At 61.2% G+C, this 12,324-nt stretch carries 14 protein-coding genes; 9 read left to right on the forward strand and 5 right to left on the reverse strand.

The window, feature by feature from the left end:
• The first annotated feature begins 123 nt into the window (after positions 1-123).
• Genes mpl through CE491_RS08155 form a run of 3 tightly spaced genes read left to right on the forward strand, consistent with a single transcriptional unit; the run spans position 124 to position 2,382 of the window.
• Entirely contained in the window at positions 124-1,473 is a 1,350-nt protein-coding gene (gene mpl / locus CE491_RS08145) for a UDP-N-acetylmuramate:L-alanyl-gamma-D-glutamyl-meso-diaminopimelate ligase (protein ID WP_110947840.1), read from the forward strand.
• Positions 1,470-2,099, forward strand: a complete 630-nt coding sequence (gene ubiX, locus CE491_RS08150) for a flavin prenyltransferase UbiX (RefSeq protein ID WP_110947841.1) — start codon at positions 1,470-1,472, stop codon at positions 2,097-2,099. The genes mpl and ubiX overlap by 4 nt, the downstream gene beginning before the upstream one ends.
• Positions 2,092-2,382, forward strand: a complete 291-nt coding sequence (locus tag CE491_RS08155; protein ID WP_110947894.1) for a YceK/YidQ family lipoprotein — start codon at positions 2,092-2,094, stop codon at positions 2,380-2,382. Before ubiX ends, CE491_RS08155 begins: the two co-directional genes overlap by 8 nt.
• Before the next feature lie 154 nt (positions 2,383-2,536).
• On the opposite strand, the gene CE491_RS08160 is transcribed toward CE491_RS08155, so the two are convergent.
• The 3 genes from CE491_RS08160 to CE491_RS08170 all read right to left on the reverse strand — a co-directional run bounded on the left by CE491_RS08160 (position 2,537) and on the right by CE491_RS08170 (position 5,580).
• Positions 2,537-3,178 (reverse strand): oxidoreductase, encoded by a 642-nt coding sequence (locus CE491_RS08160; RefSeq protein ID WP_110947842.1) that lies wholly within the window; start codon positions 3,176-3,178, stop codon positions 2,537-2,539.
• A 111-nt stretch (positions 3,179-3,289) separates the two neighbouring features.
• Complete coding sequence (locus CE491_RS08165; RefSeq protein WP_110947843.1) at positions 3,290-4,984, reverse strand: C13 family peptidase; 1,695 nt, start codon at positions 4,982-4,984, stop codon at positions 3,290-3,292.
• A 140-nt stretch (positions 4,985-5,124) separates the two neighbouring features.
• A complete protein-coding gene (locus tag CE491_RS08170) occupies positions 5,125-5,580 on the reverse strand; it encodes a MaoC family dehydratase (RefSeq protein WP_110947844.1) in 456 nt (151 codons plus the stop codon).
• Positions 5,581-5,819: 239 nt separating this feature from the next.
• Between CE491_RS08170 and CE491_RS08175 the strand changes: the two genes are divergently transcribed.
• Genes CE491_RS08175 through CE491_RS08185 form a run of 3 tightly spaced genes read left to right on the forward strand, consistent with a single transcriptional unit; the run spans position 5,820 to position 7,496 of the window.
• Positions 5,820-6,182, forward strand: coding sequence for a CidA/LrgA family protein (locus CE491_RS08175; RefSeq protein WP_110947845.1), 363 nt, complete (start codon positions 5,820-5,822; stop codon positions 6,180-6,182).
• A 2-nt stretch (positions 6,183-6,184) separates the two neighbouring features.
• The gene (locus CE491_RS08180) at positions 6,185-6,895 is read left to right on the forward strand and encodes an LrgB family protein (RefSeq protein ID WP_199885030.1); all 711 of its coding nucleotides are present in this window, start codon (positions 6,185-6,187) and stop codon (positions 6,893-6,895) included.
• Between the two features lie 10 nt (positions 6,896-6,905).
• The gene (locus CE491_RS08185; RefSeq protein WP_110947847.1) at positions 6,906-7,496 is read left to right on the forward strand and encodes an LON peptidase substrate-binding domain-containing protein; all 591 of its coding nucleotides are present in this window, start codon (positions 6,906-6,908) and stop codon (positions 7,494-7,496) included.
• Positions 7,497-7,617: 121 nt separating this feature from the next.
• Here the strand turns inward: CE491_RS08185 and CE491_RS08190 are convergent, their stop codons facing one another.
• Both CE491_RS08190 and CE491_RS08195 read right to left on the reverse strand, forming a co-directional pair.
• Entirely contained in the window at positions 7,618-8,934 is a 1,317-nt protein-coding gene (locus tag CE491_RS08190) for a bifunctional DedA family/phosphatase PAP2 family protein (protein WP_110947848.1), read from the reverse strand.
• 3 nt (positions 8,935-8,937) lie between these two features.
• On the reverse strand, positions 8,938-9,621 hold the full coding sequence (locus CE491_RS08195; RefSeq protein WP_110947849.1) for a DNA-3-methyladenine glycosylase: 684 nt from the start codon (positions 9,619-9,621) through the stop codon (positions 8,938-8,940).
• A 289-nt stretch (positions 9,622-9,910) separates the two neighbouring features.
• On the opposite strand from CE491_RS08195, the gene CE491_RS08200 reads away from it, so the two are divergent.
• The 3 genes from CE491_RS08200 (at position 9,911) to rsfS (ending at position 12,321) form a co-directional block, all read left to right on the forward strand.
• Complete coding sequence (locus CE491_RS08200; RefSeq protein WP_110947850.1) at positions 9,911-11,185, forward strand: glutamate-5-semialdehyde dehydrogenase; 1,275 nt, start codon at positions 9,911-9,913, stop codon at positions 11,183-11,185.
• A gap of 94 nt (positions 11,186-11,279) precedes the next feature.
• A complete protein-coding gene (gene nadD, locus CE491_RS08205) occupies positions 11,280-11,912 on the forward strand; it encodes a nicotinate-nucleotide adenylyltransferase (RefSeq protein WP_267894474.1) in 633 nt (210 codons plus the stop codon).
• 16 nt (positions 11,913-11,928) lie between these two features.
• The gene (gene rsfS / locus CE491_RS08210; RefSeq protein WP_110947852.1) at positions 11,929-12,321 is read left to right on the forward strand and encodes a ribosome silencing factor; all 393 of its coding nucleotides are present in this window, start codon (positions 11,929-11,931) and stop codon (positions 12,319-12,321) included.
• Positions 12,322-12,324: the final 3 nt, after the last annotated feature.

A 12,324-nucleotide genomic window follows, 5' to 3' on the forward strand; every position in this document is an offset into this window, starting at 1 on the left:
GATTGGCTGCGCTGCCTAGATCAGCGTTTGGCCTCGGCTCACAGAAAGCCCATTGTGCCAATTGCCCCGTGCGCATTGCCCACCTTCTAAGCTAACCTGCGCCCATGTTTTAAGAGGTCGGTCATGCACATTCATATTCTGGGTATTTGCGGTACGTTCATGGGGTCGCTGGCGGTTCTCGCCAAGGATTTGGGCCATAAAGTCACCGGCTCCGACGCCAACGTCTACCCGCCGATGAGCACGCAGCTCCAGGCGCAGGGCATCGAGCTGATGCAAGGGTACGACCCTTCGCATCTGGAGCCTGCACCGGACCTGGTGGTGGTCGGCAATGCGATGTCGCGGGGCAACCCGGCTGTCGAATACGTTTTGAACAAGGGCCTGCCGTACGTTTCCGGTCCACAGTGGCTGGCCGATCACGTCCTGCGCGGGCGCTGGGTGCTGGCGGTGGCCGGGACGCATGGCAAGACCACTACCAGCAGCATGCTGGCCTGGGTGCTGGAGCACGCGGGCATGGCGCCAGGTTTCCTGATCGGTGGCGTTCCTCAGAACTTCGCCGTGTCCGCGCGGCTGGGCGACACACCTTTTTTTGTGGTCGAAGCCGACGAATACGACAGCGCCTTCTTCGACAAGCGTTCGAAGTTCGTCCATTACGGCCCGCGCACCGCCATCCTCAATAACCTTGAGTTCGATCACGCCGACATCTTCCCGGATCTACCGGCCATTGAGCGGCAATTCCACCATTTGGTGCGCACCATTCCGAGCGAAGGCCTGGTGATTCACCCGACCACTGAGCCGGCTCTGGAACGCGTAATCAAAATGGGCTGCTGGACGCCGGTGCAGACTACCGGGCAAGGCGGTCAGTGGCAGGCGAAGCTGTTGAGCGAAGACGGCTCGAAGTTCGAAGTAAGTTTCGAAGGCGTCGCTCAAGGCGTGGTCGACTGGGGCATGACCGGTCAGCACAACGTCGCCAACGCCTTGGCCACGCTGGCGGCTGCTCGGCATGTCGGCGTCGTGCCGCAGCAGGCGGTCGAAGCCTTGAGCGCGTTCAAGAGCGTCAAGCGCCGGATGGAGAAGGTCGCCGAAGTGCACGGCATCACCATCTATGACGACTTCGCGCACCACCCGACGGCCATCGCCACCACGTTGGACGGTCTGCGCAAAAAAGTCGGCGACTCGCCCATCATTGCCATCGTCGAGCCACGCTCCAACTCCATGAAGCTCGGCGCGCACCGCGAAGGCCTGCCGGAAAGCGTCGATCAGGCCGACCAGGTAGTCTGGTACGCGCCAGCGAATCTGGGCTGGGACCTGGGCGCGACCGCCACACTGTGCACTGTGCCTTCGGTGGTGTGCGATTCGCTGGAAGCCATCATCGAACGGGTGAAAAGTCAGGCGCAGCCCGGCACTCACGTGGTGATCATGAGCAACGGCGGTTTCGGCGGCCTGCACGGCAAGCTGGCCGAGGCGTTGAAATGAGCGGGCCGGAACGCATCACTCTGGCGATGACCGGTGCGTCCGGCGCGCAATACGGGCTGCGCCTGCTGGACTGTCTGGTGCGTGAAGATCGCGAGGTGCACTTCCTGATTTCCAAGGCCGCGCAGCTGGTCATGGCCACCGAAACCGACGTCACACTGCCGCCCAAGCCGCAGATGATGCAGGCGTTTCTGACCGAGTACACCGGCGCAGAAGCCGGGCAGATCAGGGTCTATGGCAAGGAAGACTGGATGTCGCCAGTGGCGTCCGGTTCGGGCTCGCCCAGCGCGATGGTCGTGGTGCCATGCTCGACCGGCACCTTGTCGGCCATCGCGACCGGCGCCTGCAATAACCTGATCGAACGCGCTGCCGACGTGACCCTAAAGGAACGTCGGCAGTTGATTCTGGTGCCGCGTGAGGCGCCGTTTTCCAGCATTCATCTGGAGAACATGCTCAAGTTGTCGAATCTGGGCGCGGTGATTCTTCCGGCATCGCCGGGCTTCTATAACCAGCCGCAGACCATCGATGATCTGGTCGATTTCGTCGTGGCGCGGATTCTCAATCTGCTGAACATCCCTCAGGACATGCTGCCGCGCTGGGGCGAACATCATTTTGGCGCCGATGAATAAGAAACTGTTTGTCCTCACATTGGGCCTGGTGCTGGCCACCGGTTGCTCGACGGTGCGCACGCTCGACGCCAACCAACCCGGCGCGCCGGTGGTTTACTCCGGCACGCGCCTGGATCTGTATGCGATTCAGGGCGGGTGCTGCGAGAAGGATCGCTTCGGCGTCGAGGCACCGAAATACCCAATGCTGGATCTGCCGGGCAGCGCGTTACTCGATACGGTGTTGTTGCCGTTGTCGGTTTTGACGGTATTAGGCGTGGGGTTTCAGGCGACGGGCGGGATGTAGTCTGGAAACAAACCATAACGTAGCGGCGCGCTTGACCGCGAATGCTGAGGTTTCGCCGCCGGAGATGCAGCGAATGTAATGGCCTCTTCGCGAGCAAGCTCGCTCCCACATGTTTCAGCGTAGGGGCAGGATGGTTTTTAGGGCCGCAAGACGGTCACTTACCCAACCGCCGCAACTCATCGGACTCCACAACCCGTACCCCGTCCTGCTCTTCCAGCGCCAGACGCCACAGCGCGCGGGCCAGGTTACAGGCTTCGATGCCGCCGTATTTGCCGGGGATCAGCTTGGCGATCGGTGCGGCCAGTTGCTCGACCAGACGCTGATCCTCACGCTCGCCAATCAGCAGGGAAGGGCGGGCGATGGTCAGTTGCGGCCAATTCTGGTCCTTGAGCGCCTCTTCCATTTCGCCTTTGACGCGGCTGTAGAAAATGCTCGATTCAGGGTCGGCATTCACCGCGCTGATCACCAGCAAATGTCGGGCACCCAGTTCCCGAGCACGTTTGCCGAAGGCTACGACCATGTCCATGTCCACCGCGCGAAAGGCGTCCTGGGAGCCCGCCTGTTTGATGGTGCTGCCCAGGCAGCAAAAGGCGATATCCACCTGACCATCCAGTTCGGGCAGCACAGCAAAGAAGTCGCCCACCGGATTTTCAAGATGAGGATGTTCAGCCAGCGGCCTACGGCTCGGGGCCAGGACGCGGCTGACAGTAGGTTCATTGAGCAGGCGATCGAGCAGATGCTCGCCCGTCAAACCGGTCGCCCCGGCAAGCAGAATGTGTTGCGGCGTCAAGTACATGGTCTTTCTCCCTGATCCGCCACAAGCATAGGCGTTCTAACGCAACAGACTGCGCGCCGACCGGGCGGGTTTCACAAAAGCGTTGAAATATTCATTCGTACGCCCTTACAGCTAGCGTTTTACCGTATTCAGCGCTCGTTCCGCCTGACTCTTGCGCAGTCTCTGCCAGTGCGCGATGACGCCTTTGGGGGCCCAGATCTGGGGTTCGGAGGCTTCGAAGTTTTCCTCGATTTCTCGTTGGGCGACGAGGGTTCTGGCGTCGTTGAAGGCCTGTTGCAGGTCGTCGGTGGCCACCAGTGCCTTGCCGAACAGCGCTTCGCCAAAATACGTAAAGTCGGCTTCTTCCGAGCAACCGAACGAAACGCGATCTTCTCGGGATGCCGTGATCACCAGGGTTTTCTCATCCTTGATCGCCGGGATGAACCCACCGGAATAGCAGGCGGAAATCACCACGATCTTGTCGCGATTCTTCAGCGGCGCGAGCACGCCGGCCATCTCGTTGGCAGGCAAATCCGACAGTTCCAGGCGTGGCTGATCCAGCACCAGTTCATGTTCATGGGTGCCGTGGCTGGTGAGGTAAATGAAGATCAGGTCTTCCGGGCCGCTGCGTTGAGCGAGGGTCTGCAAGGCACGACTGATGTTCTCGCGGGTGGCCAGCGGGCGGTCGGCCATGTGGTCGCGATGGTTGACCAGAGAAATCTGCCCGAGCGCGCCAAACCGGGTGGCCAGCAGGTTGTTGACGTAGTCGGCCTCACGCAGGAACACACTCTGCTTGCCGTCGCCGCCCACCACCAGGCTGTACAGCTCGATAGCCGGTGTGGATGCCGGAACTGCGGCCAGCGCCTTCTCCAGAAGCGGGCCCTGCGCGAGCAGACCCACCTCCAGCGGGTCGGGCAGCAGCTTGCCCGACGCATCACGCACGCGCTGGCCGTTGGACCAGGTGCCGCTTTGCACGTTGCCATCGGCAGAGGTCAGCACGCCCGACCCCTGATAGTTGTCATTGTCGAAATGACCGATGTAAACGCTGCCGTCCGGAAGCTTCAGGCGACCTTCGCCCGAGAACCGCCAGCTGCGAAATTGCCCCTGATAGTTGGTGCCGTCGGAGCCGATCAGTTCGCCCTTGCCGGTGAAGGCACCGTCCTTGAACTGGCCGGACCACACGTCGCCGTCGGCGTTTTCATAGCGCCCGCGGCCGTTGAGCTGGTTGTCGTGGAAGCCGCCGACGTACTGATCGCCATCGGCGCTGTTGAAGTTGCCGACGCCCTGCAGTTGGCCATCGACGAACTTGCCACTGAATTGGTTGCCCGCGGCATCGCTGCGCTGGCCTTCGCCGTTGGGTTTGCCGTGGGCGAACTGCCCCTGATACTCGCTGCCGTCTTCCAGCGTCAGGTGGCCCAGCCCGTCGTACAGGTCGGCCTTGAACTCGCCGCGATAGCTCATGCCATGCTCTTTGAGCGAGCCTTCGCCGTCGCGCCGCCCCAGTTTGTAGCCGCCCACGTAGCTGCCGGCGCTGGTGGTCAGCTGACCCTGGCCGTGGAACAGGCCATCCTGAAAGCTGCCTTTATAAACGTCGCCGTTGCTGGCGTGCCATTCGCCCTGGCCGTTCCATTGACCGTTCTTGAACTCCCCGGCGTACCAGCTGCCGTTGGGGTAGTCGATACGGCCCATGCCTTGCAGCACGCCGTTGACCACCTCGCCACGATAACGACCGCCATCGGGCAGGCGTGCATCCGGCGGCAACAGCGATTCGCCGTCACCGCATGCGGTAATCAGAAGGGTAAGGGCCAGAGGGGCAAGCGCGCGCATGGTAAATCCCGAAAAAGAGGTGTTTCGGCGTGCTCGGATCGCGGACTTGTATCCAGTCGCTCACACAGCCGCGCCGAGTATGCCGCAGCCGGTAAGTGTCATGAAACAGTCTGTTACGACTGTTTCATGTTTTATGGGGTTTACACGAAGCAGAGCGAAAGCGGTTCGGCGATGAACGCAGGCCTGGCCTGACCCTCGATCTCAAGCGTTGCAATGGCTTTGAGCAGCCATTGGCCGGTCTTCTTTTCGGTAACTTCGGCCAGAGTAACTTTTAGACGAACGCGCGAGTCGACCTTGACCGGCTGGATGAAACGCACACTGTCCAACCCATAGTTAATCGCCATCGTCATGCCTTCGGGCACCACTAGCAGCGTCTCCATCAGTTTCGGAATGAGCGACAGCGACAAGAAGCCGTGGGCGATGGTCGAGCCGAACGGGGTCTGCGCAGCTTTGATCGGGTCGACATGAATGAACTGAAAGTCGCCGGTCGCTTCCGCGAACAGATCGATACGTTTTTGGTCAATCAGCAACCAGTCGGAACTTCCCAGTTCCTTGCCTTCATAATTCTTGAGCTCTGCAACAGGTACATAGGGCATAGATACTCTCCTTGTTGATTGGTTTTGTTTTATCCGTCTGGTACCGCTATAGGCTCTTTTATTGCTTCACTAAATGATCCGGACCCACTGATTGTTTTCAGCAGCGCCCGGCACTCATGAGGCGTGATGATCAGCATGCCGCAGGAGCCGGGTCAAGAATTCCCTGGCTCGCGAATACCGCCTCATAGGCTGGCGGGCTGCGTGCTTATAATGTCGCCGCGATTTCGCTGGAGTTTTTTATGTTGCTAAGAGGCCTGACGTGGCTGGTGCTGTTCCAACTGGTGGGAACGGCGTTGAATCATTTATTCCTGTCGATACTGCCGGGGCCGATCATCGGCCTGGTGCTGTTGATGATTTACCTGATGATCCGCGGCGAAGTCAGTGAGCCCATCAGCCTGGCGGCCAGCAGTCTGCTGCGCTATCTGCCGTTGCTGCTCGTGCCGCCCGCCGTGGGCGTCATGGTTTATGCGGGGCAGATCGCCGACGATTTCTGGGCCATTGTAGGGTCTCTGGTTTTGTCATTGATGATCTCGCTCACGTTCGCGGGGTGGTTGATGCAAAAACTCATCGACCGTCAGGCCAATCGCCGGGAGCCGTCATGAGTCTGGATTGGCATGGCGCCTGGCTGTCGGTCATTCATCACCCATTGTTTGGCATCGCCATCACCCTGGGCGCCTATCAGGTGGTGCTGGCCGGTTACGAGAAAACCCGCTGGGTCTTTCTGCAGCCGGTGCTGGTGTCGATGCTGGTAGTGATTGGCGTGCTGGTCAGCTGCGGGCTGGAATATGCCGAGTACCGCAAGAGCACTGAAATTCTCAGCATCCTGCTCGGTCCTGCGACGGTGGCGCTGGCGGTGCCGCTTTATCTGAATCTGCGGCGGATTCGGCAGGTGTTCTGGCCTGTGTTGACTACGCTGGTGATTGGCGGCGTGCTGGCGACCGCGCTTTGCGTAGGGCTGGGCTGGGTGCTGGGCGCCGATCACATGATCCTGATGACCATGGCGCCGAAGTCGGTTACCTCGCCGATCGCCATGCTGGTGGCCGAGCAGATCGGTGGCGTGGCGGCGTTGGCCGCAGTTTTCGTGTTGATCACCGGCGTCATTGGCGGCATATTCGGCCCCGGCCTGTTGACCCTGGCGGGTGTACAAAGCCCGGAAGCCCGAGGCATGGCGCTGGGGCTGACTGCGCACGCGGTGGGGACTTCGGCGGCCTTGCAGGAAGGTGAAGAGTGCGGTGCCTTTGCGGCGCTCGCCATGAGTCTGATGGGGGTCGCCACGGCGTTATTCCTGCCGCTGGCGGTGTCTCTGGTTGCTTGAGGGTGTGTCTATGTCGTTGCCGTTGTTTCCGCTGAACGCTGTGCTGTTCCCGGGGTGTGTGCTCGATCTGCAGATATTCGAGGCGCGCTACCTGGACATGATTGGCCGCTGCATGAAACAGGGCGAAGGCTTTGGTGTGGTGTGCATCACCGAAGGCAGTGAAGTCGGAGATGTGCCCGAAGGTTTTTCGCAGATCGGTTGCGAGGCGCTGGTGACCGATTTCCAGCAGCAGGACAACGGCCTGCTGGGTATTCGTGTGGTCGGCGGTCGGCGTTTCCGTGTGGTCAGCGCCGACGCCCAGCGCGACAACCTGTTGATCGCCGAAGTGGAATGGCTGGAAGAACCCCAGGAAAAACCGTTGCAGGAAGAGGACGACGACCTGGTGGCGTTGCTGGCAGCCCTGGCCGAACACCCGATGGTCGCCGCGCTGAACATGGGGCTGACGGCGAGCGGGCAGCAGTCACTGTCCAATCAACTGGCCTACCTGCTGCCGTTCGCCGAAGAAGACAAAATCGAACTGCTGGAAATCGACGACGCCGAAGAACGGCTCGACGCGATTCAGGATCTGCTCGATGAGATGCAGGGGGATATGCAGGCTTAGTCGCGATCCGGGTTTGTAGGAGCGCGCTTGCTCGCGAAGGCGTCGTGTCAGGCAACACGGTAGCAGCGGCCAGGCCATTATTGCGGGCAAGCGCGCTCCTACCTACAGGTTGTGTGATGCATCAATACTCGTATCGAATCAGCCCATGGGTCAGCGAATGAACCGCGAGCCCGACCATCACCGCGAGGATCGCCGGTAACAGCAGCCACCACACGCGCAGCGGCAGGGCAGGCAGCGGCTGTTTGTTCTCCACGAACGCCAGGGTCGTGGCGCAGGTGAAGAACGCCAGCAGCATCCCGGCCAGCACATCGGTAGGCCAATGCACGCCCAGATACACCCGCGATACGCAGATCGACGCCGCAGGAATCACCCCCAGCGCCAGCCAGGTCAATCGCAGGCGAACGGGCTGTCCGCGACCTGCAAGCACCGCCAGCGTCATGAACAGCGCGAACGATGCTGACGCATGGCCGCTGGGCATGCTGTAGGTTGCTAGTGGCTCTGCCAGGACTTCAGGTCGCGCGCGGGCGAAGGTGAATTTCATGCTCTGGTTGATGATCGCCGAGCCCAAGGTGGTCGAGCAGGCGAAAATCGCGTGGCGCCACTGCCGCGTAACGATCAGAACGATCAACAGCAAGGCCGCCGCGCAGAATTGCGTCCTGAAATCCCCAAACCCTGTAACGAGGACCACGAAGTTTTCCGCCGCTGCGCTGCGATGTTCCTGCACCAGCGTCATCACGCCCTGATCCAGATGTGCCAGATACGGCCAGCCCAGAAACACCGCGATCAGCAGAATCAGGCTGGCCAGCGCGATCAGCCCGGTGGCGTAAGGTTTGCCCCGCACGCTGCTTTGAATGGCCACGCCCAGCAACAGCGCCAGCCCTGCACCGACCGCCGCAGCCTCAGGCCAGAAGCCTTCCGGCAGAGGCAGACGAATGGCCGCTCCCGTCGCCCAACCCGGCAAAATGTAAGCCACCGACCAACCGGCCGCTGCGACGACACTCACCGCAGCGAACCGCACGAAAGGCATGTCGAACATGCCGGCCACCATCGGCAGCATCGGGCGCAACGGACCTATGAAACGGCCGACCAGAAGGCTGGCAATGCCATAACGCTGGAAGTAGGTTTCTGCCCCGGCGATCCACTCCGGATGATGGCGAAGCCCCGGAAGCCGCCGAATATTCTGATGGAAACGTCGGCCCAGGAAGTAGGAAACGAAGTCTCCCAGTAATCCGCCGGCGAAACCCAGCAACAAGGCCTCACCCAGCGGCAGAATCCCGCTGCCTGCCAGCGCGGCAATCGCGAAGAGGGCGACCGTGCCCGGAACGATGATGCCCGCAATGGCCAGGCATTCGACGAATGAAACGAGAAAGACCGCGGCGCCCAGCCAGGTCGGGTTAGTGCTCAGCCATGCGGTGATGTTGTCGAGCCATGAGCCCATGGGTCAATTTCCCTGCCCGATGATGAAATAATCGCGGCCTTCGACTTGTCCGCGTCTGATCGGATTGCGCGTGCAGAACCGCGCATAAGCGGCGTCGACGAAGCGGTACATCAGTTGCTCGTCACGTCCGGCGGGGATACCCAGGCGAGTGGTCTGGATGATTTGTGCGGGGTGCTGGCCCACGTCGTCGACGAAAATCTGCTCGTGATCGAAGCGCTTGGCGTCCCACATCGGCACCTTGAGGCCCAGCGCCTTGCACAGCAGGGTCTGCCCGGCGCACAGCCGTTCGGGCGGGCGGATATTGCCGCTGGCGTCGGGGTTATTCAGCAGCATTTGCGCCAGGCTGTTCTCGTCCGAGAGTGCGTCGACCCATGGATAGGCCGATTTGATCAGCACAGCGTTGCCTGGTCCGCCCGCGCTGAAATTCAGTGAGTCGCCGCCTCGGGCGTAATACATATAGATGTGCCCGCCATCCAGAAACAAAGCCTTACGTTTTTCTGTATAGCCCAAGGATGCGTGGCTGCCTTTTTCCTCGAGGTAATACGCTTCTGTCTCTATGATGCGCGCCGACAACCACAACTCGCCGACTTTGTGACGCACCACTTTGCCCAGCAGATCGCGGGCAAGGGTCTGGGCGTCGCGGTTGAAAAAGGTGTCGGGCAGGGCGCGTCGGGCGTGGTCGGGCATAAATAGGCAACGTAGTGAGGTGGCTGGCGATGATAGCAATGTCGGGCTTAATTACAGCTGAATGGACATCCGCTTGTCTGGCGCGTTCTGTTTGTGTGGCAGTCTGGAGCAATCCAGAGGACGCCACCGCTGGCAAGCCGGACTGCTACAGGGACGTTTCCAATCCGAGCGAAAGGGTTTCGTCCAACAAATCCGGCTTATATCGACCATCCGCCCTGTCGCCGCTGTCGTTCGGCCCGCCCGACAGCTATAATCGGCCGCTTTCCTCTCTGCCAAGACCTCTGAGACCATGACTGAGTCCGTTCTTGACTATATGACCCGCCTGGGTCGTGCCGCCCGCGAAGCTTCGCGCGTGATCGGCCGCGCCAGTACTGCGCAGAAGAATCGCGCGCTGGCTGCCACCGCCGCTGCGCTGGACGTTGCCCGTGAAGAGCTGACCGCCGCCAACGAGCAGGACCTGGCTGCGGGCCGCGCCAATGGTCTGGAACCTGCTCTGCTTGAACGTCTGGCCCTGACCCCGGCTCGCATCGACAGCATGATCGCCGGTTTGCGTCAGGTCGCCAGTCTGCCGGATCCGATCGGCACCATTCGCGACATGAACTTCCAGCCTTCGGGCATTCAGGTCGGCAAGATGCGGGTGCCGTTGGGCGTGGTCGGGATCATCTATGAGTCGCGTCCGAACGTGACCATCGATGCCGCGAGCCTGTGCCTCAAGTCGGGTAACGCCACCATCCTGCGTGGCGGCTCCGAGGCCATTCATTCCAACCGCGCCATCGCCGCCTGCATTCAGCGTGGGCTGGACGAAGCCGGTCTGCCGGCTGCCGTGGTGCAGGTAGTCGAAACCACTGACCGTGCCGCCGTTGGCGCCCTGATCACCATGCCTGAGTACGTTGACGTCATCGTTCCGCGCGGCGGCAAGGGTTTGATCGAGCGTGTGAGTCGCGACGCCAAGGTGCCGGTCATCAAGCACCTGGACGGCATCTGCCACGTTTATGTCAGTGCCCATGCCGATCTGGCTGCGGCGCAACGTATCGCCTTCAATGCCAAGACCTATCGCTACGGCATCTGCGGGGCCATGGAAACGCTGCTGGTGGATCAGGCCATCGCGGCCGACTTCCTGCCGCAAATGGCTGCCCAGTTTCGCGAAAAAGGCGTCGAGCTGCGTGGCTGCGAGCGCACCCGTGAGCTGATAGACGCGATCCCGGCGACCGAAGAAGACTGGCACACCGAATATCTGGCGCCGATCCTCTCGATCCGAATCGTCACCGGTCTGGATCAGGCCATCGAGCACATCAACCATTACGGCTCGCATCACAGCGACGCCATCATTTCCGATTCCCAGGCTCAGACTCGCCGCTTCATGGCCGAAGTCGACTCCAGCTCGGTGATGATCAACGCGCCGACCAGTTTCGCGGACGGTTTCGAATATGGCCTGGGTGCGGAAATCGGCATTTCTACCGACAAGATCCACGCCCGTGGCCCGGTGGGTCTCGAAGGCTTGACCTGCGAGAAGTACATCGTCGTGGGTGACGGACGCCAATTGCGCGGGCAGGGGCCAGTCTGACTTGGCCGACGATCGGCAGCACGCAGGCGAGGATGCGAAAGCGGTAGCCGAGCCTGCCGGGGACGCGGCTTCAGTCCCTCGCGCGCCAAGACGTATCGGCATGCTGGGCGGGACCTTCGATCCTGTGCACATCGGCCATTTGCGCGGTGCGCTGGAAGTCGCCGCATTGCTTGAACTCGATGAGTTGCGACTGACGCCCAGCGCCAGACCGCCTCATCGCGACACGCCAAGTGTCTCGGCGCAGGACCGTCTGGCGATGGTCCGTAGCGCCGTGCAAGGAGTGTCGCCATTGACGGTGGATGATCGCGAGCTGTTGCGCGACAAGCCGTCGTACACCATCGACACGCTGGAATCGATGCGCGCTGAACTGGCCGCCGATGACCAGCTGTTTCTGTTGTTGGGTTGGGATGCCTTTTGCGGGCTGCCTACCTGGCATCGGTGGGAAGAGTTGCTGGAGCACTGCCATATCGTGGTGCTGCAACGCCCGGACGCCGACAGCGAGTCGCCGGACGCCATGCGTAACCTGCTGGCGGCGCGCGCGGTCAGCGATCCGAAGGCCCTCAAGGGCCCTGGCGGACACATTACATTCGTCTGGCAGACGCCGCTTTCGGTGTCTGCCACCCAGATCCGCCAACTGCTGGCCAGCGGGAAGTCGGTACGTTTTCTGGTGCCAGACGCAGTACTGGCCTATATCGAGGCACACGGGCTGTACCGTGTGCCCAATTGAACTGAATGAGTTTTATATGACAAAGCAAAAAAACACCGTATCCGGCGAAGAGCTGGTTGAGCTGACCAAGGCCGCTCTGGAAGACGTCAAGGCTCAGGACATCCTGGTCATCGACGTCAAAGACAAGCACAGCCTGACCGACTACATGGTGATCGCCACCGGTACCTCGAACCGCCAGATCAACGCCATGCTCGACAAGGTTCGCGAGAACGTCAAAGCCAAGGGCGCACAGCCGCTGGGCGAAGAAGGCAAAGGCGAAAGCGACTGGGTGTTGCTGGATCTGGGCGACGTGATCGTGCACATGATGACCGCCGCTGCCCGCCAGTTCTACGACCTGGAACGACTGTGGCAAGGCGCCGAGCAGAGCCGTGCTGCCAGCGGCGCGCATCACACACCGGGCAACGAATAAGGG

Origin of the sequence: Pseudomonas bohemica (genome assembly GCF_002934685.1) — a bacterium.
In the GTDB taxonomy this organism is placed as follows: domain Bacteria; phylum Pseudomonadota; class Gammaproteobacteria; order Pseudomonadales; family Pseudomonadaceae; genus Aquipseudomonas; species Aquipseudomonas bohemica.

Bases quoted from the DNA above. Each gene is read 5' to 3' on its own strand.
- CE491_RS08195 (WP_110947849.1), bottom strand. From the start codon at position 9,621: ATGCCCGACCACGCCCGACGCGCCCTGCCCGACACCTTTTTCAACCGC.
- CE491_RS08165 (WP_110947843.1), bottom strand. From the start codon at position 4,984: ATGCGCGCGCTTGCCCCTCTGGCCCTTACCCTTCTGATTACCGCATGC.
- mpl (WP_110947840.1), top strand. From the start codon at position 124: ATGCACATTCATATTCTGGGTATTTGCGGTACGTTCATGGGGTCGCTG.
- CE491_RS08155 (WP_110947894.1), top strand. From the start codon at position 2,092: ATGAATAAGAAACTGTTTGTCCTCACATTGGGCCTGGTGCTGGCCACC.
- CE491_RS08175 (WP_110947845.1), top strand. From the start codon at position 5,820: ATGTTGCTAAGAGGCCTGACGTGGCTGGTGCTGTTCCAACTGGTGGGA.
- CE491_RS08200 (WP_110947850.1), top strand. From the start codon at position 9,911: ATGACTGAGTCCGTTCTTGACTATATGACCCGCCTGGGTCGTGCCGCC.
- CE491_RS08190 (WP_110947848.1), bottom strand. From the start codon at position 8,934: ATGGGCTCATGGCTCGACAACATCACCGCATGGCTGAGCACTAACCCG.
- ubiX (WP_110947841.1), top strand. From the start codon at position 1,470: ATGAGCGGGCCGGAACGCATCACTCTGGCGATGACCGGTGCGTCCGGC.
- rsfS (WP_110947852.1), top strand. From the start codon at position 11,929: ATGACAAAGCAAAAAAACACCGTATCCGGCGAAGAGCTGGTTGAGCTG.
- CE491_RS08185 (WP_110947847.1), top strand. From the start codon at position 6,906: ATGTCGTTGCCGTTGTTTCCGCTGAACGCTGTGCTGTTCCCGGGGTGT.
- CE491_RS08160 (WP_110947842.1), bottom strand. From the start codon at position 3,178: ATGTACTTGACGCCGCAACACATTCTGCTTGCCGGGGCGACCGGTTTG.
- CE491_RS08170 (WP_110947844.1), bottom strand. From the start codon at position 5,580: ATGCCCTATGTACCTGTTGCAGAGCTCAAGAATTATGAAGGCAAGGAA.